Source organism: Francisella hispaniensis FSC454 (assembly GCF_001885235.1).
In the GTDB taxonomy this organism is placed as follows: Bacteria; Pseudomonadota; Gammaproteobacteria; order Francisellales; family Francisellaceae; genus Francisella; species Francisella hispaniensis.
This window is the reverse complement of the sequence record NZ_CP018093.1, coordinates 703699-727733: the sequence shown is the minus strand read 5'-3', so window position 1 is coordinate 727733 and position 24035 is coordinate 703699. Positions and strand designations below refer to the sequence as shown.

Below are 24035 nucleotides of genomic sequence, written 5' to 3'. Positions count from 1 at the left end.
AAATGTCAGAAGAGAAAATACAACAAACTAAACAATTAGAAGAAATAAAAAAAGGCTCTAGATTTTCGCCTAAAAAAATGATTATTGGCTGTAGTATTATTGCAGTGACTGCATTAAGTATTTATGGTTATTATAAGTATAACAAAATCTTCCCTAGTACTGATAATGCTTACGTTAATGCTGATATAATTAGTATTTCACCTAAAGTTGGTGGATATATAGAAAAAGTCTATATCCACAACAACCAATTTGTTCACAAAGGCGATAAGCTAGTTCAAATTGAACCTAAAGATTATCAACTAAAAGTAGCTCAAGCAAACACTAAAGTTATCCAAGCTAAGGGACAACTAGCTATAGCTCAAGAACAAGTAAATGTAGCTAAGTCAAACCTTACTAAAGCACAATCATCTTTAGATACTGCAACAAGTATGGCTGATAGATACATCAAACTTTATAAAGACGATGCCGGCTCTCTACAAGATGCACAGAAATACATAAATCAAAAAGTCCAAGCTCAAAAAGCAAAAGATGAAGCTTACTCATCACTTAAGCAAGCCTTATTACAAGTTGAAATTGCTAAAGCACAAATTGGCGCAGCTAAACTAAGCTATGATAATGCCAATCTAAATCTAGGTTATACAACATTGACAGCTCCTGATGATGGCTATGTATCGAATCTAAAACTTTACAAAGGACAACTAGTATCACCTGGACAGGCATTATTTGGTTTTATTGATAATAAAAAATGGTGGATAGATGCTAACTTTAAAGAAACAGATCTTGATAGAATCAAACCAGGACAAAAAGTTGAAATTGAGCTAGATATGTATAGTCATAGCTACACTGGTAAAGTTGATAGTATCAGTTATGCTACTGGTTCAGTATTCTCATTACTACCTCCTGAAAATGCCACTGGAAACTGGGTAAAAGTCACTCAGCGCTTCCCAGTGAAAATAATCCTAAACAATGATCCTAAATACCCACTTAGAGTTGGAGCAAGTGCAACAGTAAAAGTAGATACATTATAGGTCACAACAATGATACGAAATAAAATACTTCCTTTAGCGTTAATATCTGCAACCTTATTAACATCTAGCTGTAGCTTCTTTAGTCCTGAGTATGAAAGACCTAAAGTCAAAGCTCCAGCTTTATGGAATAATCAAGATAAGAATATTGAAGTCACAAAAAACTGGGACCTTACAAAAGTTGCATGGTGGAGAGAGTTTAATGACCCAGTATTAAATAATCTAATAACTACTGCCTTAAAAGATAATAACAAATTACAAGTTTCTATTGGTAATATCCTACAAGCTAATGCTGAGATAAATAAAGCTAACTATGGCTGGTTACCTACAGCAAGTGTCGGTGGCGGTGGTTTTGTGGCGCAAGCATTTGATGTCAACTCCAGCTCAAATATCCCTCAGCTTAATAATATTGGCACTCAAACTACCGCAGGATCTTTGGTTGGTATTATACCTAGCTATACAATCAATATTGCTAGGCAGTTTAAATTAGGTGAGATTTCACGTCTTAGTAAAAAAATGCAAACTAACCTTAAAGATACCACAAGACTATCAATCATAAGTCAAGTTAGTGCCGCATATTTTTCACTAATTACAGCAAAAGAGCAGTTAAAATTACAAACCCTAATGGTTAATCAACTGAACTTGATGTTTAAGTATGCAGAAAACCAGCATAAACTCGGCGCTAGCTCACCAATGCTTGAGGAAGTTATTAGGCAACAACTTGAGGTGCAAAAAGGTAAAATAGCTATGATCAAAAATGACATAGTTCATTTCCAAAATACTCTCAAAATCTTGATGGGAAGAAATCCTGGTAAAATTGTCACAAGCAGAACTCTAAATGAAATTAATGCTAACATAAAAGTGCCTGTAAATATGCCTTCTCAAGTTTTAGAGAATCGACCAGATATTGGTATTGCTGAGTACAAGCTTGAAACAGCAAATGCGAATATCGGTTTAGCTAGATCACAGTTTTTCCCAAGTATTGACCTTACTGGAACTTTCGGAAACGCCACACTTGCTCTTGGAGAACTTGCTACAATGAATGCTTGGGCTTGGGCTGCCGAAGCTGTTGCTGCTATACCTGTATTTAACCTAAGTATTTTAGCTGATAGTGACAAGGCTAAGGCTCAATTTTATCAAGCATATTACGATTATATTAATACGCTACAACAGGCATTCCAAGATGTTGATGATAGTCTTTCTGAAAGAGCTGCTAATGCAAAAAATCTTAAAAAACAAACTATATCTTTAGAGTCAACTCAAAAACAACAAAAAATATTCTTTAAAAAGTATAGTTCTGGAGCTATAAGTAAAGCACAATATACTGGTATTACCTTGAATGTACTATATCAACAAATGCAAGTTAACCAAGCTAAATTGAAATCTTTGATTAGTGTAGTTAATTTGTACCAAGCTCTTGGTAGTGGTTATAACGTTGATAATTATATTGACCCTCACTATGATAACCCAGCTTTTGATAAATAGTTTAATAGTTTTGTAGTTTAGTAAAAAGCTTAAAAAAATATTCTAAAATAAGCTCATGATTATGATAAAATCAGCTCCTAAACCTGATTTATCTTAAAAAAATAATTTTTATTGACAAGGTTAAAAATGAAAATAGTTAAAGATTTTAGTCCTAAAGAATATTCACAAAATTTAGTTAATTGGCTAAGTGATACTTGTATAAATTATCCTGCTGAAGGATTTGTAATCGGCATTAGCGGTGGTATAGATTCAGCTGTTGCAGCTTCTTTAGCTGTCAAAACTGGATTACCAACTACAGCTTTAATACTACCTTCAAAAAACAATCAACACCAAGATATCCAAGATGCTCTAGAACTTGTTGAGAAACTTAATATTGAACATCATATTGTTACAATTCAACCAGCATACGAAAATTTTCTAGCATCAACACAGGAATTTATAAATACAGATAATAATAGACAACTTGTGATCAAGGGAAATGCTCAAGCACGTTTAAGGATGATGTATTTATATGCCTATGCCCAACAATATAACAGAATAGTTATAGGTACTGATAATGCTTGTAAGTGGTATATGGGATATTTTACAAAATTTGGTGATGGTGCTGCTGATATATTTCCGCTAATTAATCTTAAAAAATCACAAGTTTTTGAATTAGGTAAATACTTAGATGTTCCGAAAAATATAATTGATAAAGCTCCGTCTGCTGGACTATGGCAAGGACAAACTGATGAGGATGAAATGGGCGTAACTTATCAAGAAATTGATGATTTCTTAGATGGTAAACAAATTTCAGCAAAAGCCCTAGAAAGAATAAACTTCTGGCATAATCGTAGTCATCATAAGAGAAAACTAGCTTTAACTCCTAATTTCTAAATATACTTATCTGATTTTCTTCTACAAAAACAAACATAGATATTGATTAGTTGTTTTCTTGCAGTAAAATAATCAAAAAGTAACCATCTATTAAATTCTAATAATGAAAAACTTACTACTATTATTAGCTTTAGTTTCAATGCTTACTTCTTGTGCTTATATTGAAGGTTATAATAAACCACAAGAAGAACTATATATCAATATTACATCCCCTTATACTAAAGATATAAACTTTAATGAAAAGGGAAAATTACCTAAAGATATAAAAGATCAAAACTATTATGATGTCGAAGTTTCTGGATCAGCACTAGAAAATTGTGATGTAATTGACTATGGTGACGTTAAAATCAAACGCTCAGGGATAAATAAAATATTTATTGGTAATGCTCGTGACTGGGATATTGTTAGAATAGATTGTCGTCAAGGTATAGGCAATGGAAAATCTGGCGAAAAACATGATTTAGAAATCAAAGTATTTTCTGATGAGAAAACTTATCATGCAAAAGCACAAGTTGAGCATCAATAAGAATAAACAAAAATCATATTTTAAATAAGGTTTATGATATTAAAAATAAACTAGTATCTAGATTAAGAATTATAAGTATTAGGGTTTCCGTATTCTAAAAGGAAAATGCCTTAGTTATTTCAGCAATTCTTTGCCCAAATTTAAATGCTGTAAGTTTATCTCCAGAAGGAGGAGTAACATCTGGAGTATCATTCTCAGATTGAGCCATCACACCAAGATAAGAACCAATTCTATTAACAACATCTTCTTTACCAGCAGAACCTTCAGGTGATTGATTATGCTCTGCTTGACCAACCCATATCATCCCATGCTGTGCTGCAAAAACTACTAATTGTAATAAAGAATTTGACTTATCACCACTTAGGCTATGAGAATTTGTAAAGCCTGCAGCAATTTTATTTTTCCATTTCTGCTCGTACCATTTTCTAGAACTTTTCTCCATAAACTCTTTTAATCCCGCAGCAACAGAACCCATATATGTTGGTGAACCAAAAATTATAGCATCATAATCATCAAGAATATCAACACTATCCTTTAATGATTGGGTATCAAATAATGTTGATTCAACATCAGTTACGCTATCCATACCTTTTTTAACCTCTTCAGCTAAAACTTTTGTGTGACCATAACCACTGTAATAAACTATTGCTAATTTTTTCATAATTATCTCCTACTTTATTTTTTTGCAACATCTATTAATATAACTTCAGAATCCTCTATAAATTCTATAATTATTTCACTTTCATTAGTCACCTCCATTGCATCTCCAGTTTTAGCGATATTTGAACCTATTTTTACTTCTCCAAATATTATGATGATATAGAGCTGTCTGATAATACTATATTGATACTTTGCATCTTTACTAAACTTACCAGCATAGATATCAGCATCTTGATCTATATAAAGAATATTTTTATCATCAACATCCTCACCACCAGAACTTATGTGAATTAAATTATTAAGCTTATAATCTATCTTGAGATTCTGATATCTTGGTTGAGTATTTTTTTGTCTTGGTTCAATCCATATTTGATAAAATAAAAGTACTTCATTTTCTAAATTATATTCAGAATGAAATATTCCTTTACCTGCTGACATTACTTGGATATTACCGGGTGTAATTTTGCCATAATTACCATATGAATCTCTATGTGTTATAGTTCCCTTGGTAACATATGTTATTATTTCCATATTTCTATGAGGATGAGTATCAAATCCATAATGAGGCATTACAATATCATAGTTTATTACTCTCAAATGTCCAAACCCCATTCTCTCTGGATCATAATAGCCATCAAAGCTAAAATGATGCTTAGTATCTAACCAATAAAATGAACTTATACCTAAATCATTATATTTTATAGTTTTTATCATAATTTTTTCCTAGAGAACATTTTAATAAGCTAATGATATCGAATATTTTTTATGAGATAATTAACAAATATAGAAAAATATAATTTCCAATATAGAAATAATGGGGCATCTTGAAAGATTAAAGATATTTATAAAAGCAGCACATTTAAAAAGCTTTAGTAAAGCTGCAAAGGTTATAGGCATATCTGCTCCAGTAGTATCAAAACAAATACAAATCTTAGAAGCAAAGTATAGAAAATCCCTATTTAATCGTAATACTAGGACTGTACACTTGACAGAATATGGAAAACTACTTTATGAAAAAGTCAGTTTAATACTAAATGAATTAGAAGCTACTGAAGAAAAAATTTTTGCCGAAGATATTCTAATAGATAGCGAATTAAAGATTTCTGCACCAAACTCATTCGGTACTAAATATCTTTGTCCTATATTTTCTAAATTTGCTATTGACTATCCAAAATATAAACTAAATATTAACTTGTCAGATAGTTATGTAAACATCATTGATGAAGATTTCGATTTAGTTATAAGGATTGGTGCTCTAGATAACTCAAACTTAATTATTAAAAAGCTTATGCCGATGCCTAGTTTATTGTGTGCAAGTGAACAATATATAAAAAATTATGGTATGCCTAAAACGATAAAAGACTTAGAAAATCATCTATTTATACAATATAACAATCACAGCTCATCAAATCGCATAATTCTAGAATCAGCTAGCAAAACTGAGATAATAAATGTAAGACAAAGAATTGTAACTAATAGTGCTGAAATGATGCTACAAAGTTGTTTAGATGGCTTGGGTATAGCAAAATTACCATTATTCGAGGTTATAGATAAAATTCGCAACAAAAAACTAATCCATTTATTACCTAATTCAAAAAATCCACTAGAAAAAAATCTTTACATAATAAGTCCAAAAGATAAATATAGATTAAAGAAAGTTAGATTATTAAGTGATTATTTAGAGAAAAAATTACCAAAGATCGAATTATAAAATATTACCTTACTGTAAATATTACTCAAAGAATTTCTTAGCGTAATCTTTAACATTATCAAACCATGTTTTACTCTTTGGAGCATGCTTGCTTTGATAATCTTCACCTAAACTATCAGCAAATTTTTCTAACAACTCTTTTTGCTCAGCATTTAAGTTTACAGGTGTTTCTACTACAACTTTACATAATAAATCACCTCTTCTATGCCCTCTCAAAGATTTCATACCTTTTTCGCGTAGACGGAAAATTTTACCTGTTTGAGTCTCAGGAACAACTTTTAAGATAACTTCTCCATCAAGTGTTGGTACTTTGATATCTCCACCTAAACAAGCTTTAGTAAAGCTAATTGGCATTTCACAATAAAGATTAATATCTCTTCTTTCAAAAATCTTATGTTCTTTGATTATGATTTGAACGTACAAATCACCGTTCATAGCGCCATTAGAGCCAGAATCACCCTCACCTTGTAGTCTGATTCTATCACCACTATCAACACCCTCTGGTATTTTAACTTTGAGAGATTTTTGTTTCTTGATTTTACCGTTACCATAACAAGCATCACAAGGATCAGTAATACTATAGCCAGTACCATTACATACTGGGCATGTCTGTTCAAATGCAAAAAAACCTTGTTGTCTACGAATAGTGCCTTGGCCATGACAAGCATGACAAGTAGTTTTGCTTCTGGATTTAGAACCTGTGCCATCACAACTATCACAAGACTCCATCCTTGGTATAGTTATCTCTTTCTCAACACCAAAGAAAGCTTCTTCTAGAGTTATTTCTAAAGTGTATTCTAAATCACTACCTCGAGATGCTCTAGACCTAGTAGAACCACGCGAAGTTCCTCCACCAAAGAAAGTATCAAAGATATCTTCAAAACCACCAAATCCACCAGCACTAGCACCAGCTTGTTGATTTACTCCTGCATGACCAAATTGATCATAACGAGCTCTTTTACTATCATCACTTAAGATTTCATAGGCTTCAGATATTTCTTTAAACTTGATCTCTGCATCTTTATCACCAGGATTACGATCTGGATGATATTTCATCGCAAGCTTTCTATAAGCTCGTTTAATTTCAACGCCTGAAGCAGTTTTTGATACATTTAGAATTTCATAGTAGCATTTCTGTTGCATTTTACTTAACCTAAAAATTTTGGACAGACTATTATAACAAAAAGAAAAGTGTGGATAAACCACACTTTATTGATTATTAAAAGATTACTTATTTTTTGTCGTCTTCAACATCCTCAAAGTCAGCATCAACAACATCTTCATCTTTCTTAGGCTCTTCAGCTTTAGCTCCGCCTTGAGCGCCAGAAGCTTGAGCTTGCTCAGCATAAGCTTTTTGAGCTATTGGAGCAAATGCTTCTTCTAGCGCTTTAGTTTTAGCTTCAATAGCATCTTTATCATCACCTTTAGTTGCTGTTTCAAGCTCTTTACAAGCTTCTTCAATTTTATCTTTTTCTTCTGCTGCTACTTTATCGCCTAGCTCTTGAATTGCTTTTCTTGAGCTATGTATTAAGTTATCAGCAGTATTTCTAGCAGTCACCAAATCATGGAACTTTTTATCTGCTTCTGCATTAGCCTCAGCATCTTGTACCATTTTTTCGATATCCTCTTCAGATAGACCACTTGAAGATTTAATTACAATATTTTGCTCTTTGCCAGTAGCTTTATCTTTAGCTGATACATTTAAAATACCATTTGCATCTATATCAAATGTAACCTCAATTTGTGGCATGCCACGTGGAGCTGGTGGAATATCTGCTAAATCAAATCTACCTAGAGATTTGTTTGCAGAAGCCATTTCACGCTCACCTTGAAGCACATGAATAGTTACTGCTGGCTGATTATCTTCAGCTGTTGAGAACACCTGTGATTTCTTAGTAGGAATCGTAGTATTTCTCTCAATCAACTTAGTCATAACGCCACCCATAGTCTCTATACCTAAAGATAGTGGAGTTACATCTAATAGAAGTACATCTTTAACATCACCAGCTAATACACCACCTTGAATAGCTGCTCCAACTGCTACAGCTTCATCAGGGTTTACATCTTTACGTGGCTCTTTACCAAAGAACTCTTTTACTTTCTCTTGTACTAGAGGCATACGAGTTTGTCCGCCTACTAGTAATACTTCTGTAATATCAGACTTACTTAAACCAGCATCTTCTAGAGCTTTTTTACAAGGTTCAAGAGATCTCATTACAAGATCAGAAACTAAAGACTCAAACTTAGCTCTAGTTACTTTAATATTTAAATGCTTAGGTCCAGTAGCATCTGCTGTGATGTAAGGTAAGTTAACATCAGTTTGTTGTGCTGAAGATAATTCTACTTTAGCTTTCTCAGCAGCTTCTCTAACTCTTTGTAAAGCAAGCTTATCATTATGAAGATCTATACCTTGCTCTTTTTTGAACTCGTCAATTAGATAGTTCATCAAAGCTAAGTCAAAATCTTCACCACCTAAGAAAGTATCACCATTAGTTGATAATACTTCGATTTGGTTATCGCCATCAACATCAGCAATTTCAATAATTGAAATATCAAATGTACCACCACCTAAATCATATACAGCTACTGTCTGCTCACCTTTCTTAGAGTCTACACCATATGCTAGTGCTGCTGCTGTAGGCTCGTTGATGATTCTTTTAACTTCAAGACCTGCAATTTTACCAGCATCTTTTGTAGCTTGTCTTTGACTATCATTGAAGTATGCAGGAACTGTAATTACAGCTTCTGTAACTGGCTCACCTAAATAGTCTTCAGCAGTTTTTTTCATTTTTCTTAGAACTTCTGCAGATACTTGCGGCGGAGCCATTTTTTTACCTTCTTTAGTAGCAACCCAAGCATCACCATTATCAGCTTTAACTACGGCGTAAGGTACTTTCTTTTTAATATCTTCTTGCACAGCCTTATCATCGTACTTACGACCTATAAGTCTCTTGATAGCAAAGAATGTGTTATCAGGGTTAGTTACGGCCTGTCTTTTAGCGGCTTGACCTACTAATATTTCACCACTATCAGTATACGCAACGACTGAAGGAGTTGTTCTATGTCCTTCAGCATTTTCAATAACTTTAGCAGTCTTGCCATCCATAATAGCAAGACAAGAGTTAGTAGTTCCTAAATCTATACCTATTATTTTTCCCATTTGATTCTCCTGTTTTTATTCTGTAATTTTTTTAAAATTTTTAAATCCATCTGACTAATAGATGGGCATATTTACAATCTTTTCAAGTACTTTTTTTAATTTTTTACTATAACAACTTTTGCAGCTCTAACAACACGACCATTTAACATATAACCCTTTTGAAAAACATCAAAAATAGTATTATCTTCAAATTCAGGGTTAGGGATCATTGCCATAGCTTCATGTAGATTAGGATCAAATTTTTCACCTTTTGGATCTAACTCTTCTACGCCATTTTTCTTAAGTATATCAACCAGCATTTTTGCTGTTAACTCAATACCTTCTTTCATGGCAACAGCTTCTTCAAGCTTAACCTCATGCTTTAGTGCTTGTTCAATACTATCAATTACAGGTAAAAGTTCTTTAGCAAATTTCTCTATACCAAACTTACGAGCATTAGATATATCCCTTTCAGCTCTTTTTCGAATATTTTCCATTTCAGCTTTCGCTCTTAGAGCTTCATCTTTAAAACGGTCACAACTATCCTCAAGTTCTTTTATCGTATCTTTTGTTCTTTCCAGCTGTTCTTCAACAGATAATTCTTGTATATCGCCATTAGCAGGTTCTTGTGCTGTTTCTACTTGTGCTTCTTTTTCAATATCAACAATTTTATCTTCTACATTACTTTTTTCTTGTTTACTCATAAAACAACCTTTTATTTTAGTTCTGTTAATACTACAATTTGTTAGATGTTTTATAGATAGTGATTAATTCTGTATTTTCAAGAAATTATTGGTATTTTTTTATATGGATGTTAAAAAAGTAAAAGAAATCTTAAAAAAAATAGTTATCACAGTTAGTTGCATACTTATAAGTGGGTGTACTAATTTTACTGCTCAGCACTATTTATCAAAAAAATATTCAAAAAATATAGATTATAAAAAATCAAGCTTTGAAGATTTGACTAACTGGAATAGTGCTGATCAGCTTGAGTCTTTTAATACTTTTAAAAAATCATGTGAAAAAATATTAGAAGAAAATAAATCTGAATATTCAAACTGGATAAATACCTGCCATAAGGTAGTAAATACAGATTTAAATACTAAACAACAGGCTAAAATATTTTTTGAGCAGAATTTCACTCCATACCAAATAATATATAAAGGAAAAGATACTGGCTTATTTACAGGCTACTATGAACCTGCAATGAAAGGTAGTTTAGTTAAAACTATACAATATACTGTACCTATCTATCGCACCCCTGATAATTTAGTAAAAAAACCTAAAGGTGATGATAGTTTTTCTTTTGGGATGTATCAAGATGGTAAATTTGTTCCTTATTACTCACGTGAAGAAATATCAAAAGGTGATCTACTTCCGAAAAAAGATGTTTTAGTGTGGGTAAAATCAAAAGTTGATAGAACATTTTTACAGATTCAAGGTTCTGGTCGCATCCAAACTGACAGTGGTGACATTCTTGTAGGCTATGATAGCCAAAATGGTCATGAGTATAAACCTATCGGTAAATATTTACTTGAGCATGGCTATATGAGCGCTGAACAAATGTCTATGCAAGCTATAAAAGCATGGCTAGATGAGAATAAAGATAAGATTGATGATGTCCTAAATTATGATCCTTCTTTTGTATTCTTTAGATATGTAGATCGCAAAAACGCAGTTGGTGCTCAAGATGTTGAACTAACACCTGGATACTCTCTTGCAGTTGATAACAAATACTATCTATATGGCGTACCATTATGGTTAGAGACAGATTATTTTGCTGACAATCATGATGATACCAAGCCTCTTGATAGGCTAATGATAGCTCAAGATACAGGCGGTGCTATAAAAGGTGCTATTAGAGGTGACGTATTTTGGGGACATGGTAAGCAAGCCGAATTTAACGCCGGTCATATGAATAATCGTGGCAAACTATGGATACTTTTACCAAATGACTAATACAAAACATTTTGATACCATCGTAATTGGCGCTGGAATCTCGGGTATAACTTTAGCCAAAAGATTGACTGAAGCATCAATACAAAACTGTATCTTTGAAGCTGATAAGATCGGTGGATGTATTGACTCTCAACAATACGAAGATTTTTGGTTTGAGATGGGAGCACACACCATATATAACTCTTACAATAAAACTATAGAATATATTCACAGCAACTCTCTTGAAAAAGATATCCAACCAAGAAAAAAACTACCTTTCTTATTTGTGCAACCAAACAATAAAATTCAAAGTATTTTTACAAATATTAATCCATTTACAGCCGCTCTTAGTTTTTTGAAAAATAGAAAAGTCTCAAAACAAGATAAAACTGTTAGCGAATATGCCACAAAGCTATTTGGCAAAAAAAATTATAATAAAACTTTGAAATATTGCTTTGACGCTGTACTATCTCAAAATAGTGAAAACTTCCCAATGGAATACTTATTTAAAAAATATGATAGAGATAGCACCCTACCACGAAGTTTTACTCTAAAAAATGGTTTAACTGAGCTTTTTAAAAATCATAATCAGAATGTTGTAAAAGAGTCTGTCATAAAGGTAACAAAACAGCAAAAGTGGCACATATACACAAACTATACCGAATATACTTGTGAAAATCTCTGTTTTGCAACACCATGGAATACAACCGAATCACTATTAGAAAAAATATTACCTAACATAGCAAAACATCAATATAGACCTGCGATGTCAAATCTAATAAGTATAGGAATTGTTACGAGTAAAAAAAGCTTGAAACATATTAAAAATTTAGCTGGATTAATTGGTAAAGAGCATTTTTTTTACTCAGCAGTTTCTAGAGATGTTGTAGATAGCTCAGATTATAGAGCAATTATTTTTCACTGCCGTGATGAATTTTCTCAACAAGAATTACTCGAAAAAATTACAAAACTCTTAAAGATAAATACTGATGATATTCTGCATACACATATTAAAAATAATACTTTACCGTGCTATCATCGTAAGCATAGTGCTTTTATAGCAGATCTTGAAAAAGAATTACAAAATCAGCCAAATCTATATATTAGTGGTAATTTTTTTGACAGACTAGCTATAGAAAATTGTATTAGAAGGTCAAATGACCAAGCAGATAAAATTATTCAAAATAAAAAGCCTTAATGATTTGATTATTTGACACGAAAAATGTATCATATAGTCTGCTTAAAATCTTAAAGTCAAACAAGCTAAAAAGCGCTTGTGAATCAAGAATTTTTTGCAAAAACTGAGTAATTGACAACAATAAATAAAGGAAAAAAGATGAAAACGTTTACTGCAAAACCATCAAATATCAAAAGAGAATGGCTTTTGATTGATGCTACAGATAAAACTTTAGGTCGTCTAGCTACTGAGGTAGCAATGATCCTAAGAGGAAAAAACAAACCAGAATACACTCCTCATATGGATACTGGTGATTATGTTGTTATCGTAAATGCTGAAAAAGTAGCTGTAACTGGTAACAAAAGAAAAGCAAAAACTTATTACCATCATACTGGTTATATTGGCGGTATCAAATCAGTATCTTTCGAGAAGCTAATAGCAACTCATCCAGAAAGAGCTATTGAAAAAGCTGTTAGAGGGATGCTTCCTAGAACTCCACTAGGTCGCACTATGTTTAAGAAGTTAAAAGTTTATGCAGGTGAAGCTCACCCACATACAGCTCAACAACCTAAAGCTCACAATATTTAATAAAGGATGGTAAAAATGTCAGGATATAATTATGGTACAGGTCGTCGCAAAAGTTCTGTAGCTCGTGTATTTATGAAAAAAGGTACTGGTCAATTTATTGTTAATGGTCTTCCATTAGAGCAATACCTATGTCGTGAAACAGACTGTATGGTCGTAAAACAACCTTTAGAGCTAACTAACAACACTGATAACTTTGATTTCAAAGTAACTGTAAAAGGTGGTGGTACTACTGGTCAAGCTGGTGCTATTCGTCTTGGTGTTACTCGAGCTCTAATTGAGTATGATGAAGAACTTAAACCAGCTCTTCGTGAAGCAGGTTTTGTTACTCGTGACCCACGTAAAGTTGAGCGTAAGAAATTTGGTCTTAGAAAAGCTCGTAGAAGAAGACAATTCTCTAAGCGTTAATCTATTTATATTACCTTTCTATTATTCTTTTTTATTTTATTACTAGGAGGATACAATCTTGCTTTTATACACAAAAAAAGATGATATCTATAGCGATATAGTCCGCATGATCCTTCTTATTAAAGGGGCTAATGCGAAAATTGTAGATGTTTCTAAAGAAGAAAACTCAAAACATCTAGAAGAGCTAAATATCATTACACCTAATGGTAATATACCTACGCTTAGCACAGATGATTTTGCAGTGTATAGACTTAGTGTGATTATAGAAGCTATAGAGGATCTATATCCCTTTCCTCCGATGTTTCCAGTATTTCCAAAACAGCGCGCTAATGCAAGAATATTGTTAGAATATGTTAATAAAACGTTTCTACAAAATATCATCAAATTACAAAGTCCTGATTTGGATGAAAAACAAGCTAACGAAATAAAAATGCTAATGCAAAGGGATATAATAAGCACGTATAAGACAATAGTTAGTGAAAGAGAAGTAAATGCAGAAAGTAATCCAGATGCTCAAAATATCAACGTATTGACTCTGATAATAACTTTTGTTTTTTATTATTTCATTAAGTTAAAGATCTCAATACCTACCAAAGATAAAAATATTATTAAAGAGATCAAAGAATTACTTAGCGAACCTAACTTTATAAAAACTATTAAAGCAAAAGGAGCTTAATATGGCTATGCTTAGAGCATATGTAGTTAAAGCTACATACAACTGGCTAGTTGATCATGGATTTACACCTTATGTTTTAGTTGATACTGAGTATGAAGGTGTTGTAGTACCAGCAAACTATATTGATGAGGATAAAAAAATACTCTTAGATTTATCCCCTCAGGCAATACAAGATTTAGTTATAGATGATAATCATATTAGTTTTGCTGCAACGTTTGATAGTGAGCCAATGTCTATAAATATTCCTATCGAAGCTGTATTAGAAGTATTTTCTAAAGAAACAGAACAAGGAATGTATGCTCGTGAATTTGGTTATGGAATTAATATTAATGAAGGTGAAGATGATGAAACTGCTAATCCTAATAAAATAGGTCAAGCAAATTCAGGAAATGTTCTTTCTCTTGATTAATTTCTTTATTTTTTTCTCGAAGTAATTTTCATAATTATAGGTAAATATCCAGCCACAAAACTCAAAGGGATACATACAGTTGCCCAATAGAAAACAAAATCATCTTGGTTAAAGGTAAAGTAACAACCTAAAGAACTTATTATACCTGTGATAGTACTCAAAATAGCACCCAACAAATTAGTCTTATTACCATAAAAACCATATAATAAACTAAATGCTAGTGCTGCTATCGGAATATTAAAAAGTAGCATCTTATCAAGAACTTGATCTATAAAAGTATTGGCAAATATATAACTTAAAATTGCAATGGTTATTACTGTAATGATATTTTTCTTTTCACTTTTATTTCTTTGAAAGTGTACAGAACATATTGATGCCATAGTATTCCAAAGAGCTGCGATAGTTGTTAAAGCTATCAGAAACATCACAATATAAAATATTACTAGCATAGGTCTACTAAAAAGATTTGTAACTATAGATGTAAATGCTCTATCAGGATTTGACAAGTTAATCATCCCAGCATATTTAGCTGTAGTATAAACTGCTATTAGATAAATTAAGCTTACAATAAATGCAGCTATTATCACTGCATAAAATGCTGTTTTCTTAGATTTTGCAGCAAATATCTTTTGACCATACCAAGGTGAAAGTATATATGTAAAAGCTGTAAGAAATCCTAAAGAGATTGAGAAAGAAAATGGTAAAGTTGCTTCTTGGCTATTAATATATTTAAATGAAGAAATGTCTGCTTTATATACTAAATAGCCTAAATATACAAATAATATTAGTGATAATACAAAACTTAATTTATCTATTTTTACTATCATCGCCAGACCATCTCTTATGGTAAATAATAGCATTAAACTACAAGCTACTGCACTTATTAACCAATGATTATAATTAGGGAAGATTTGCTCTAAATAAATTGTGGTCGAATATATAAAATTAGCTCCAAAACCTGCCATTGCTGTTAACAAACATAGTGCCACCATCAAACCAAATGTTCGATTATAGCGCTGTGAAAAAAAATTCTGAAACACATATTGCATCAAAGTTTTTCCACTTCTTAGCAACAGCAAAAGAATAAAATAGTAACCCAAATAAAAATACAATCCCCAATGATAATGCCGAATAACCATATAAGTAACCCAAACTTGAGAAACCTATTAAAGTTGATATATTCAGCTCTGTCATAACAAGTGTAGCAGTAAGAGCAAAAAGCCCTAAATTTTTCCCAGCAGTGTAATAGCCTTCAGAATTATTCATTTACTATAATAATATTTGTACAGGCTTATAGCTTTTTCTATGGATATCTAATACGCCATATTTTTTTATATTTTCAAGGTGCTCTTTTGTTGGATAACCTTTATGCTTAGCAAAACCATACTGTGGATATAATCTATCATGCTCAAGACAAATATTATCTCTATGCACCTTTGCCAAGATTGAAGCTGCAGATATTTCTAGAATTTTTGAGTCACCCTTTACTATAGCTTCCGAATTATAATTCCAATTTGGTAATTTGTTACCGTCAACTAATATCTTATCAAACTGCCCTCTTAAATTATCTGCAACCTGATGCATAGCTTTTAGGGTTGCTTGAAGAATATTTAGCTCATCAATTTGATGCGAACTAATTTCAACTATTGTATAAGCCTTTGCATGAGAGATTATTTGTTGATAGAGTGATTGACGTTTTTTTTCGGTTAGCTTCTTTGAATCTGCAAGACCATCAATAATTATATTTGGGTCTAATACAACCCCTGCAGCAACCACAGGTCCTGATAATGGTCCACGCCCTGCCTCATCTATACCTAATATAATCATCCTAACTTATCCTGATTATTTAATGATGTCAAAAATCCTCTCAAAATATTAACTTCTTGACTCTCAAGCTCAGATCTTTGAAAAAGTCTGCGTATTTTGTCCATCACATGCCCAGGTTTATTTTTATCTAAAAATCCTGACTGCACCATACTATCTTCAAAATGTTGATATAATCCTTGCAATTCTTTGACAGAAGCCTTTTTATGCAGATGATTATATTCAGGAACTTGTTTTAGATCACTAATCTCAACTGCTTGCTTATAAATCTCATACGCTACTAGTTGTACAGCTTGAGCTAGATTTAATGAAGTATACCCTTCATTTGATGGTATATAAGCATGTACATTACTCATCAAAAGCTCTTCATTTAAAAGCCCTGTTCTTTCTCTACCAAATAATATTGCAACTTTTTCATCAGATTTTTGAATTTTACTAAGAATATTTGTAGCAACTTTAGATATAGGTTCTATAGGTAGAGATACTCTACGCACTCTTGCGCTAGTTCCAACCACATAATCCACACCTTCAAGAGCCTCTACTAGATTAGCTACAATCTTAGCATTCTTGACAACTTCTGTAGCATGACATGATAGTGCTATAGCTTCATCATCTATCCCCTTTTTAGGGTTAACTAACCATAAATTTGTTAACCCCATATTTAACATTGCTCTAGCAGTAGAACCAACATTACCACTATGAGATGGCTCTACTAAAACTATACGTATATTATTAAATAGATTATTCATTACTAGGATTAATAATTAAATTGTACAAATCTTCGGAATTTTCTGCCGATTGAAAATACTGCTGTATCTTATCTTCTTTTAAATATAAAGCTAATTGTTTTAGCAGCTCCATATGTATTGTAGATATATTTTCAGGAAAAAAAACACCTACTGCTATTTTTATATCATCGTTGACAGAATCATCATAATAACTATTTTTTAATGTCACAATAATCAACCTAGTAGTCATAAGATTCTCAACGCGGCAATGAGGAATATAAATATTTTTACCAATATAAGTGTTACCTATTCTTTCACGCTTATAAATATTTTTAAGCACAAGATCTTCGCTCACATCAGGATAAGTATCTGCGATTCTATTTGCAAAAAACTCGATTAAGCGTTTTTTAGACTCGATATTCAAATTTAAGATAATATTTTTTTTATCAATTAGAGCTTTTAGATTCATAGGTAAAAATTGAATAGATTTGAATAAGATAGTGTATTATTCGCCGTGATTACATCTCATTTTATCTTTGTGCTTTTTTAACTGACGCGCTAACTTATCTTCAAGCATATCTATAGCTGCATATAAATCTTTATCTTCAGCTTTCGCAACAAATTCACTACCAGGAACTGTAACTATAGCCTCTGCTACTTGATGATCTTTCTCAACATCTAATATAACTTTAGTCGAAGTGATATTATCAAAATAGTGCCCAACTTTACCTACCTTTTCATTAACATAGTTCTTAATTGAATCTGTAACTTCAACATGTCTACCAGTAATTTGAATATTCATATAAACCTCCGGATTTGAATACCGAGCCTATAGATTTTTATAGAGCTCTATTTTAATAACCACCTAAGTGATATACTTGTAGTCATATTATACAAGCTAAATAATATAAAGCAAAGTAATGAATAATAATGTAAAACAAATTTTAACTTCACTAACTCTTATAGCAATTGCCATATTATCATTTATCGTTTTTGCACCTTTATTTGTTTTTTTAATAATTTTCCTGATGGTTTCTTCATTTTTTATACGTAGAAAAATAATTAAAGAAAATCCAGAATTTTTTAGACAATATAAAAGTAAAAAAGGTAGAATCATCGATCAAGAAGATGATAATTTTGATAGTTCAAATCAAAAACTAAGATAAATATGTATACAAAAGATACTATAGTTGCAATAGCAACCCCTCAAGGTAATGGTGGTATAGGTATAGTCAGGATATCAGGAATAGATGCTCTAGTAATAGCTGAGAAACTTACTAAAAGACACTTAAAACCTCGTTATGCAATATTCTCTAATATTTACAATGATAGTGAAATAATAGACCACGGTATTGTAATATTCTTTAAAGCGCCTTTGTCATATACAGGTGAAGATGTTGTAGAGATACAAGCTCATGGTAACCCGTTTATATTGAATTTGATTATCAAAGCAGCACTTAATTGCGGTGCTAGGATGGCAAAGGCAGGTGAATTTACTGAGAGAGCATTTCTGAATAATAAACTTGATTTAGCTCAAGCAGAAGCTGTTGCTGATATTATTAATGCATCATCAGAAATAGCAGCTAAGTCTGCAGCTAAATCACTACAAGGAGATTTTTCTAAAGAGATAAATAATCTTTTAGAAAAACTCATCTATTTAAGAATGTATGTAGAGGCTTCTATTGATTTTCCAGAGGAAGAAATAAACTTTTTAGAAGATCAAAAAATTCACACTAGTTTAGAAGAAATATATAAAACAATACTTGATGTCAAGAATAGTTGTAAACAAGGTGTGATACTTGCTGAAGGTATAACTCTAATACTAGTTGGCAAACCAAATGCTGGTAAGTCAAGCCTTTTAAATGCCCTTGCAGGTAAAGAATCAGCAATCGTAACATCAATAGCAGGTACAACTAGAGATATTGTCAAAGAACATATACAAATAAATGGTGTTCCTATGCATATCATTGATACTGCGGGGCTACGCAACAGTGATGATATAATTGAAAGTGAAGGAATCAAAAGAGCTATCAAGAAAATTCAAGAAGCTGATCAAGTACTATTTGTAACTGATGACTATACAAATAGCCAAATTAAATTTAGTGATATAAAAGATATAATTCCTGAATTTTATGATCAAATTCCTAAAAATATCGATATCACATATGTACATAATAAAATAGATCTTCTCAAAGAAGTTCCTCAAAATCATGATAATCACATATATATATCAGCTGAAAATAACATTGGCATTGATAGATTAAAAGAACACATCCTCAACAAAGTTGGCTATACAAATCAAAATGAAAGTATCTATACTGCGCGTGAAAGACATGTTACAGCGATAAATAATGCTTTTGAACATATTAAACTTGCCAAACAACAATTAGAGCTTGGTAATGGTGAGCTTTTAGCTGAAGAGTTATTAATTGTCCAAGAGTATCTTAATTCGATTACTGGTGAATTTAGTTCAGATGACTTATTAGGCAAAATATTTTCAAGCTTTTGTATTGGCAAGTAATTTATCTAGATATTTATTTCTATTTTTTAACTGTTGAACTCTAGATGTTTTTTTGTTGTTTTATATCTTTACATTAGCTGCTGTAAATTGCTGTTAAACCCTTCTCTTCTAATATTAAATGAATATCCAGCCACAATCGTATAAGAATCTGTTTAAATAATTATTACAACTAAAAATCATTAATATTTTTCTCATAAGAGTTAACTAATCTTATTAGTTTGATTTTAATCATTAGAACAAAAAATATTTCTTGTTAAGAATTTAAAATAGCTTGCAAACACATATCGACAAACTTAACAAATTCTCTTTCTAAATTACTACGTACGCCTGTAGCACGTATCAAGTAGAAACTTGTTTTGCCAAAATAATATTCACTCAAAACTGGCTCTATATCTGCTTTACTATCAACAAAAATATCTAAAACATTTATAATTCTGTTACATTTAGTTGCTAAGTTAATATTATAAATAGCATTATTAAGAAACAAATCAGGATTAATAGTAACTTCTTGACTAGAATTATCTAACTCCGAGAAAGCCTCTAAAATATTCTGGCATCTATCATTACTTACAAAGCCAACAATATTATGATTTTCTAATTCCTTTACGGTTTGAGGAGTACCTTTTTCTTGAATATACTTTTTAGACGCGTAAAGTTTATTTTTAGCTCTAATAAGAGTTTTTATAGTGCAGTTATGAGTTATTGGTTTTTTTGTCGTAATTGCTATATCTATGTTATCTTTTACTAAATCAACTACCCTAGCTGTATAACTAAATATTAATTGCACATTAGGGTAGCGTGCATAAAATGTATCAAGCTTAGGAACAAGAATATTATCAAAAAATAACTTTGGTACCCCTATTCTTAAAATACCTTTAACTTGTTTAGAACTGTTAATCCATTTTTGAAGTGTCATAACAGCTTGTTTTTCGATATAACTAAAGTTGTTATATAATGACTGACCTTCTGTTGTAATTTCGATAACACCTCTTGAATTTCTCTTTAGTAGCTTAGTGTTAATAGACTCCTCTAAGCTTTGAATTCTACGCGAAACTGTACTCTGAGAAACATTTAACTGTTTTGCTAACTCAGTAAACGTTCCTTTATTAACAAGCTTAACAAAAAGAAAAATATCATCAAAATTCATAATTGTCCTCTATTTATGCATAATAGTTATGCATTTTTTGTTATAGACAAGTTAATACTACTACAAATATACTATCAGGGTAAGTTAATTAACTAACTTAAAATTATTTAATTAAGTAGAAAAGGAAGGAATATGAATAAAATAATTTCAAGCATTATATTAACTGGTAGTATTTTTACTATAACTCCAGCTACTTTTGCTTGCTCAGAATTTAATCATGATTTTGGCAGAGATTTAGGTATTTATACTAGTAGAACCATGGACCTATTTATAGATTTAAAGCCAAGTTTGACCATATATCCAAGAGGCACAAAAGAAACAGGAGGCTTAAAGAATAATTCTCTGAAATGGACTGATAAATATGGCTATATATCTATTGATGAAACAAATTTAGCAAATCTAACTGGCGAAGGTCTTAATGAAAAAGGTTTAGCTGCACATTTACTTTATCTTGGTGATACGATTCAGCCAAAAAGAGATACGAGCAAGCCAGGCGTAAATGGATTATATTGGATTAGGTATGTATTAGGTAATTTTGCTACAGTTAAGGAAGTTCTAGATAACCTTGATAAATATCAAATATATAACCCTCCGATAAAAATCAATGGTAAAGAGAGCAATATCCCAGTTCACTATATGGTTGAAGATAAAACAGGAGATAGTGCACTAATTGAGTACATAAATGGTAAATTAAAAGTACATAGAAATGTTAAAGCAATTAGCAATGAGCCAAGTTATGATCAGCAGCAAAAAATTCTTAAGCAAGCTAAAGAGCTTGGTTTTTATAATGTTGATAAATTACCTGGTGGCGCAAATTCTGCTTATAGATTCGTTAGAGCATCTTTTATAAGCGAAAATCTTCCAGAAGCAAAATCGACAGCTCAAGCTGTTAATTATATGTTTGCAGCTGCTGACTCAATTTCTGTACCTTTCATAAAGGGTTATAGAAATGAAAGTTTAAATAATCCAAGCTTAGAAGATAAATGGCCAACACAATGGAAATCAGTAATATCATTATCACAAAATACATTATATGTGGTAGATAATCTAATAGGTAATAGAGTATATATAAACTTAAATAAAGCAAACTTAGATAAAGGCCAAACTGTTAAGACAATATCACTAATCAATGATAGCTTAACTGGAGATATCACTAATGATATGACTTCAATAAAAGAAGTACAGTAAATTTACAAAATAAACGTAAAACCAGGAAAAATCTAATGAAAAAAATAATACTTTTGTTATTCACTACAATAATCACTTCTCAAGCAGCAATAATCCATCAAATCCCATCATATTCAATAGCTATTTATCATCCGATTAACAAATAAATTGTTAAATAAGTTTCTTATCGCATACATTTTGTTAAAATACTCTAAGTTTTAAAAAAACATCGTCTACTCTAATGCTATCTTTAATAGGAAAGACTCCTATAATAAAACTTAAAAATACGATAAACAATCATAATCTTTATGCTAAATGTGAATGGTTAAATCCAACTGGCAGTATCAAAGATCGTGTTGCGAAATATATCTTAGAAAACTTAATAAAAAACAAAAAAATAAAAGCTCAACAAGCAATTATCGAAGCAAGTTCAGGCAATATGGGGACATCTTTAGCTGCCATTGGTAAATTATATAAACATCCCGTGTACATTGCATGTCCTGAAAAAACAGGACAACTAAAAAGAGAAATGATTAAAAGTTTTGGAGCAAACCTTACAATTTGTAAAAATACATCCGATCATACAGATCCAAATTTTTATGTTAATAAAGCCAAAGAAATTGCCAAAGATATCGACGGTATATTAATCAATCAGTATGATAATCAATTAAATACTGAATGCCATTATAAAACTACAGGACAAGAAATAGTTAATTATTTTCTAACCCAATCATTTAATATCGACTACTTTATAACTGTTGGTGGATCTGGTGGTACAATCAGTGGGTGTGCAAAAAAAATAAAAGAGATATATCCTCAAACTAAGGTTATTATGCCAGACCCCAAAGGTTCAGTTTATTATGATATTTTCTATAATGGGGCGCCTATTAAAGAAAACATACATAGCTATAAAGTAGAAGGTCCAGGTAATCCAGTTTTCTGCAAATCAATGAAGCTTTCATATATTGATGAAATAATACAGTTTAGTGATGACCAAGCAATACAAGGATGTCTTGATTTATCTAATGAACAAGGTATTTACGCAGGACATAGTAGTGGAGCCAACTATTTTGTTGCTAAAAAACTAATTGAAAAATTGCCACAACACAAAAGTTATAACATCCTCATAATGGTACTAGATAGTGGTATGAAATATACTTTTTAATAACGTAATTTAAAAATTCTTTATACAATATTTTATATTTGCTGCTATTATTTAATTGTAAATTGTTAAATATAGGAGTGGATAATATGCCTGGTATACTAATAAGTTTCACATTACTTTTTATTTCAATTTTAATAGCTTGGTTTAATAGACGTTGGGGCGTAATTACATTTAGTATTTTTTTAATAGTAGCTGGACTTGTATTTTTACATCATGCGACAAATCACTTATCTATCTACTTATAACTATGAAGGAGCAAAACATGAAAACATTTATTGAAAATGACTTAATTAAAGCTCTGAGTGCTATAGAACTAATGGGAATAGCTGTAAGCATAATAGCAGCATTCTATTTCCAGTTTGCAATGGATGAACTTCCTTGTCCTTTATGCTTACTACAACGATTAGGATTATTAGCAATCGGATTTGGTTTTTTACTTAATATGCGCTTTAATATACGTCCTAGTCATTATGCATTATCACTACTAGCAGCAGTATTTACATCTTTTGTTTCCCTCAGACAAATCGCCTTACATATAACTGATCCTGTTGGATTTGGCTCAAAGGTTTTAGGTATGCATATGTATAGCTGGGTATTTGTAATATCTATGGTCGCTATAATTTATATTGCTATAGTTATGTCATATCCTCGGCAATATGAACTTAGCCACCGACCTCAAGAAATCATCCAAGCAAGTAATAAGATATTACGTACCTTTACCCACTTTATGTTTATAATTTTTATTCTAATCATTTTTGCTAATATGATTTCAACATTCTTTGAATGTGGTTTACATGAATGTCCAGATAATCCTACTACTTACCTTTATAAATAAATACACATTTTCTTTTTTTAAAGGTTGTGCTAC

General features: G+C 31.4%; 27 protein-coding genes and 1 pseudogene. 17 read left to right on the top strand and 11 right to left on the bottom strand.

The annotated features are described in order from the left end of the window. The first annotated feature begins 2 nt into the window (after positions 1-2). From FSC454_RS03565 to FSC454_RS03550, 4 genes are all read left to right on the top strand, one after another. Positions 3-1028, top strand: a complete 1026-nt coding sequence (locus FSC454_RS03565) for an HlyD family secretion protein (protein WP_014548638.1) — start codon at positions 3-5, stop codon at positions 1026-1028. A gap of 9 nt (positions 1029-1037) precedes the next feature. Further along, on the top strand, positions 1038-2510 hold the full coding sequence (gene silC / locus FSC454_RS03560) for a TolC family protein SilC (RefSeq protein WP_066046467.1): 1473 nt from the start codon (positions 1038-1040) through the stop codon (positions 2508-2510). A 126-nt stretch (positions 2511-2636) separates the two neighbouring features. Beyond that, positions 2637-3386 (top strand): NAD(+) synthase, encoded by a 750-nt coding sequence (gene nadE, locus FSC454_RS03555; RefSeq protein WP_066046466.1) that lies wholly within the window; start codon positions 2637-2639, stop codon positions 3384-3386. Positions 3387-3489: 103 nt separating this feature from the next. Then, a complete protein-coding gene (locus tag FSC454_RS03550; protein ID WP_066046465.1) occupies positions 3490-3912 on the top strand; it encodes a hypothetical protein in 423 nt (140 codons plus the stop codon). A 94-nt stretch (positions 3913-4006) separates the two neighbouring features. Here FSC454_RS03550 and FSC454_RS03545 read toward each other — a convergent pair whose 3' ends face one another. Both FSC454_RS03545 and FSC454_RS03540 read right to left on the bottom strand, forming a co-directional pair. Further along, on the bottom strand, positions 4007-4573 hold the full coding sequence (locus FSC454_RS03545; RefSeq protein WP_066046464.1) for a flavodoxin family protein: 567 nt from the start codon (positions 4571-4573) through the stop codon (positions 4007-4009). Positions 4574-4587: 14 nt separating this feature from the next. Next, positions 4588-5286, bottom strand: coding sequence for a pirin family protein (locus FSC454_RS03540; RefSeq protein ID WP_066046463.1), 699 nt, complete (start codon positions 5284-5286; stop codon positions 4588-4590). A gap of 100 nt (positions 5287-5386) precedes the next feature. Between FSC454_RS03540 and FSC454_RS03535 the strand changes: the two genes are divergently transcribed. Beyond that, the gene (locus FSC454_RS03535; RefSeq protein WP_014548644.1) at positions 5387-6283 is read left to right on the top strand and encodes a LysR family transcriptional regulator; all 897 of its coding nucleotides are present in this window, start codon (positions 5387-5389) and stop codon (positions 6281-6283) included. Positions 6284-6304: 21 nt separating this feature from the next. Here the strand turns inward: FSC454_RS03535 and dnaJ are convergent, their stop codons facing one another. The 3 genes from dnaJ to grpE all read right to left on the bottom strand — a co-directional run bounded on the left by dnaJ (position 6305) and on the right by grpE (position 10126). Further along, positions 6305-7426 carry a molecular chaperone DnaJ gene (dnaJ, locus tag FSC454_RS03530; RefSeq protein WP_014548645.1) on the bottom strand — a complete coding sequence of 374 codons (1122 nt, stop codon included), beginning with the start codon at positions 7424-7426 and terminating at the stop codon, positions 6305-6307. A gap of 88 nt (positions 7427-7514) precedes the next feature. After that, positions 7515-9443 carry a molecular chaperone DnaK gene (dnaK, locus tag FSC454_RS03525; protein ID WP_066046462.1) on the bottom strand — a complete coding sequence of 643 codons (1929 nt, stop codon included), beginning with the start codon at positions 9441-9443 and terminating at the stop codon, positions 7515-7517. Positions 9444-9538: 95 nt separating this feature from the next. Continuing rightward, positions 9539-10126 (bottom strand): nucleotide exchange factor GrpE, encoded by a 588-nt coding sequence (gene grpE / locus FSC454_RS03520; protein WP_066046461.1) that lies wholly within the window; start codon positions 10124-10126, stop codon positions 9539-9541. A gap of 103 nt (positions 10127-10229) precedes the next feature. On the opposite strand from grpE, the gene mltA reads away from it, so the two are divergent. The 6 genes from mltA to mglB all read left to right on the top strand — a co-directional run bounded on the left by mltA (position 10230) and on the right by mglB (position 14615). Further along, entirely contained in the window at positions 10230-11381 is a 1152-nt protein-coding gene (gene mltA / locus FSC454_RS03515) for a murein transglycosylase A (RefSeq protein WP_066046460.1), read from the top strand. Further along, positions 11374-12558, top strand: coding sequence for an NAD(P)-binding protein (locus FSC454_RS03510; RefSeq protein ID WP_066046459.1), 1185 nt, complete (start codon positions 11374-11376; stop codon positions 12556-12558). The genes mltA and FSC454_RS03510 overlap by 8 nt, the downstream gene beginning before the upstream one ends. A 138-nt stretch (positions 12559-12696) precedes the next feature. Next, positions 12697-13125 (top strand): 50S ribosomal protein L13, encoded by a 429-nt coding sequence (rplM, locus tag FSC454_RS09540; RefSeq protein ID WP_003016252.1) that lies wholly within the window; start codon positions 12697-12699, stop codon positions 13123-13125. Positions 13126-13140: 15 nt separating this feature from the next. After that, positions 13141-13530 (top strand): 30S ribosomal protein S9, encoded by a 390-nt coding sequence (rpsI, locus tag FSC454_RS09535; RefSeq protein WP_066046458.1) that lies wholly within the window; start codon positions 13141-13143, stop codon positions 13528-13530. 58 nt (positions 13531-13588) lie between these two features. Further along, positions 13589-14206 (top strand): transcriptional regulator MglA, encoded by a 618-nt coding sequence (gene mglA / locus FSC454_RS03500; protein ID WP_003034461.1) that lies wholly within the window; start codon positions 13589-13591, stop codon positions 14204-14206. Between the two features lies 1 nt (position 14207). Continuing rightward, positions 14208-14615, top strand: a complete 408-nt coding sequence (gene mglB, locus FSC454_RS03495) for a transcriptional regulator MglB (protein WP_066046457.1) — start codon at positions 14208-14210, stop codon at positions 14613-14615. A 5-nt stretch (positions 14616-14620) separates the two neighbouring features. Here mglB and FSC454_RS03490 read toward each other — a convergent pair. The 5 genes and pseudogenes from FSC454_RS03490 to hpf all read right to left on the bottom strand — a co-directional run bounded on the left by FSC454_RS03490 (position 14621) and on the right by hpf (position 17969). Continuing rightward, positions 14621-15881, bottom strand: a pseudogene (locus FSC454_RS03490) (sodium:solute symporter family protein). Between the two features lie 3 nt (positions 15882-15884). Continuing rightward, on the bottom strand, positions 15885-16442 hold the full coding sequence (gene rnhB / locus FSC454_RS03485; RefSeq protein WP_066046456.1) for a ribonuclease HII: 558 nt from the start codon (positions 16440-16442) through the stop codon (positions 15885-15887). Then, a complete protein-coding gene (locus FSC454_RS03480; protein ID WP_014548654.1) occupies positions 16439-17188 on the bottom strand; it encodes an RNA methyltransferase in 750 nt (249 codons plus the stop codon). Before FSC454_RS03480 ends, rnhB begins: the two co-directional genes overlap by 4 nt. Beyond that, entirely contained in the window at positions 17181-17636 is a 456-nt protein-coding gene (locus tag FSC454_RS03475; RefSeq protein WP_014548655.1) for a PTS sugar transporter subunit IIA, read from the bottom strand. Before FSC454_RS03475 ends, FSC454_RS03480 begins: the two co-directional genes overlap by 8 nt. A gap of 36 nt (positions 17637-17672) precedes the next feature. Then, positions 17673-17969 (bottom strand): ribosome hibernation-promoting factor, HPF/YfiA family, encoded by a 297-nt coding sequence (gene hpf / locus FSC454_RS03470; RefSeq protein ID WP_003034470.1) that lies wholly within the window; start codon positions 17967-17969, stop codon positions 17673-17675. A gap of 118 nt (positions 17970-18087) precedes the next feature. On the opposite strand from hpf, the gene FSC454_RS03465 reads away from it, so the two are divergent. Together FSC454_RS03465 and mnmE are read left to right on the top strand one after the other, a co-directional pair. Next, positions 18088-18333, top strand: coding sequence for a hypothetical protein (locus FSC454_RS03465; protein WP_014548656.1), 246 nt, complete (start codon positions 18088-18090; stop codon positions 18331-18333). Between the two features lie 2 nt (positions 18334-18335). Further along, positions 18336-19688: a tRNA uridine-5-carboxymethylaminomethyl(34) synthesis GTPase MnmE gene (gene mnmE, locus FSC454_RS03460; RefSeq protein ID WP_066046455.1), complete on the top strand. Its 1353-nt coding sequence runs from the start codon at positions 18336-18338 to the stop codon at positions 19686-19688. 253 nt (positions 19689-19941) lie between these two features. On the opposite strand, the gene FSC454_RS03455 is transcribed toward mnmE, so the two are convergent. Further along, entirely contained in the window at positions 19942-20835 is an 894-nt protein-coding gene (locus FSC454_RS03455; RefSeq protein ID WP_066046454.1) for a LysR family transcriptional regulator, read from the bottom strand. A 132-nt stretch (positions 20836-20967) separates the two neighbouring features. On the opposite strand from FSC454_RS03455, the gene FSC454_RS03450 reads away from it, so the two are divergent. From FSC454_RS03450 to FSC454_RS03440, 4 genes are all read left to right on the top strand, one after another. Beyond that, positions 20968-22023, top strand: coding sequence for a linear amide C-N hydrolase (locus FSC454_RS03450; protein WP_066046453.1), 1056 nt, complete (start codon positions 20968-20970; stop codon positions 22021-22023). A 220-nt stretch (positions 22024-22243) separates the two neighbouring features. Beyond that, positions 22244-23167, top strand: a complete 924-nt coding sequence (locus FSC454_RS03445) for a PLP-dependent cysteine synthase family protein (RefSeq protein WP_066046452.1) — start codon at positions 22244-22246, stop codon at positions 23165-23167. Between the two features lie 86 nt (positions 23168-23253). Beyond that, positions 23254-23412, top strand: coding sequence for a DUF5993 family protein (locus FSC454_RS09775; RefSeq protein WP_003025430.1), 159 nt, complete (start codon positions 23254-23256; stop codon positions 23410-23412). A gap of 17 nt (positions 23413-23429) precedes the next feature. Next, positions 23430-24002 carry a disulfide bond formation protein B gene (locus FSC454_RS03440; protein ID WP_066046451.1) on the top strand — a complete coding sequence of 191 codons (573 nt, stop codon included), beginning with the start codon at positions 23430-23432 and terminating at the stop codon, positions 24000-24002. Positions 24003-24035 lie beyond the last annotated feature (33 nt).

Coding starts and splice junctions, on each gene's coding strand:
- FSC454_RS03565 (WP_014548638.1), top strand. CDS start 3: ATGTCAGAAGAGAAAATACAACAAACTAAACAATTAGAAGAAATAAAA.
- silC (WP_066046467.1), top strand. CDS start 1,038: ATGATACGAAATAAAATACTTCCTTTAGCGTTAATATCTGCAACCTTA.
- nadE (WP_066046466.1), top strand. CDS start 2,637: ATGAAAATAGTTAAAGATTTTAGTCCTAAAGAATATTCACAAAATTTA.
- FSC454_RS03550 (WP_066046465.1), top strand. CDS start 3,490: ATGAAAAACTTACTACTATTATTAGCTTTAGTTTCAATGCTTACTTCT.
- FSC454_RS03545 (WP_066046464.1), bottom strand. CDS start 4,573: ATGAAAAAATTAGCAATAGTTTATTACAGTGGTTATGGTCACACAAAA.
- FSC454_RS03540 (WP_066046463.1), bottom strand. CDS start 5,286: ATGATAAAAACTATAAAATATAATGATTTAGGTATAAGTTCATTTTAT.
- FSC454_RS03535 (WP_014548644.1), top strand. CDS start 5,387: ATGGGGCATCTTGAAAGATTAAAGATATTTATAAAAGCAGCACATTTA.
- dnaJ (WP_014548645.1), bottom strand. CDS start 7,426: ATGCAACAGAAATGCTACTATGAAATTCTAAATGTATCAAAAACTGCT.
- dnaK (WP_066046462.1), bottom strand. CDS start 9,443: ATGGGAAAAATAATAGGTATAGATTTAGGAACTACTAACTCTTGTCTT.
- grpE (WP_066046461.1), bottom strand. CDS start 10,126: ATGAGTAAACAAGAAAAAAGTAATGTAGAAGATAAAATTGTTGATATT.
- mltA (WP_066046460.1), top strand. CDS start 10,230: ATGGATGTTAAAAAAGTAAAAGAAATCTTAAAAAAAATAGTTATCACA.
- FSC454_RS03510 (WP_066046459.1), top strand. CDS start 11,374: ATGACTAATACAAAACATTTTGATACCATCGTAATTGGCGCTGGAATC.
- rplM (WP_003016252.1), top strand. CDS start 12,697: ATGAAAACGTTTACTGCAAAACCATCAAATATCAAAAGAGAATGGCTT.
- rpsI (WP_066046458.1), top strand. CDS start 13,141: ATGTCAGGATATAATTATGGTACAGGTCGTCGCAAAAGTTCTGTAGCT.
- mglB (WP_066046457.1), top strand. CDS start 14,208: ATGGCTATGCTTAGAGCATATGTAGTTAAAGCTACATACAACTGGCTA.
- rnhB (WP_066046456.1), bottom strand. CDS start 16,442: ATGATTATATTAGGTATAGATGAGGCAGGGCGTGGACCATTATCAGGA.
- FSC454_RS03480 (WP_014548654.1), bottom strand. CDS start 17,188: ATGAATAATCTATTTAATAATATACGTATAGTTTTAGTAGAGCCATCT.
- FSC454_RS03475 (WP_014548655.1), bottom strand. CDS start 17,636: ATGAATCTAAAAGCTCTAATTGATAAAAAAAATATTATCTTAAATTTG.
- hpf (WP_003034470.1), bottom strand. CDS start 17,969: ATGAATATTCAAATTACTGGTAGACATGTTGAAGTTACAGATTCAATT.
- FSC454_RS03465 (WP_014548656.1), top strand. CDS start 18,088: ATGAATAATAATGTAAAACAAATTTTAACTTCACTAACTCTTATAGCA.
- mnmE (WP_066046455.1), top strand. CDS start 18,336: ATGTATACAAAAGATACTATAGTTGCAATAGCAACCCCTCAAGGTAAT.
- FSC454_RS03455 (WP_066046454.1), bottom strand. CDS start 20,835: ATGAATTTTGATGATATTTTTCTTTTTGTTAAGCTTGTTAATAAAGGA.
- FSC454_RS03450 (WP_066046453.1), top strand. CDS start 20,968: ATGAATAAAATAATTTCAAGCATTATATTAACTGGTAGTATTTTTACT.
- FSC454_RS03445 (WP_066046452.1), top strand. CDS start 22,244: ATGCTATCTTTAATAGGAAAGACTCCTATAATAAAACTTAAAAATACG.
- FSC454_RS09775 (WP_003025430.1), top strand. CDS start 23,254: ATGCCTGGTATACTAATAAGTTTCACATTACTTTTTATTTCAATTTTA.
- FSC454_RS03440 (WP_066046451.1), top strand. CDS start 23,430: ATGAAAACATTTATTGAAAATGACTTAATTAAAGCTCTGAGTGCTATA.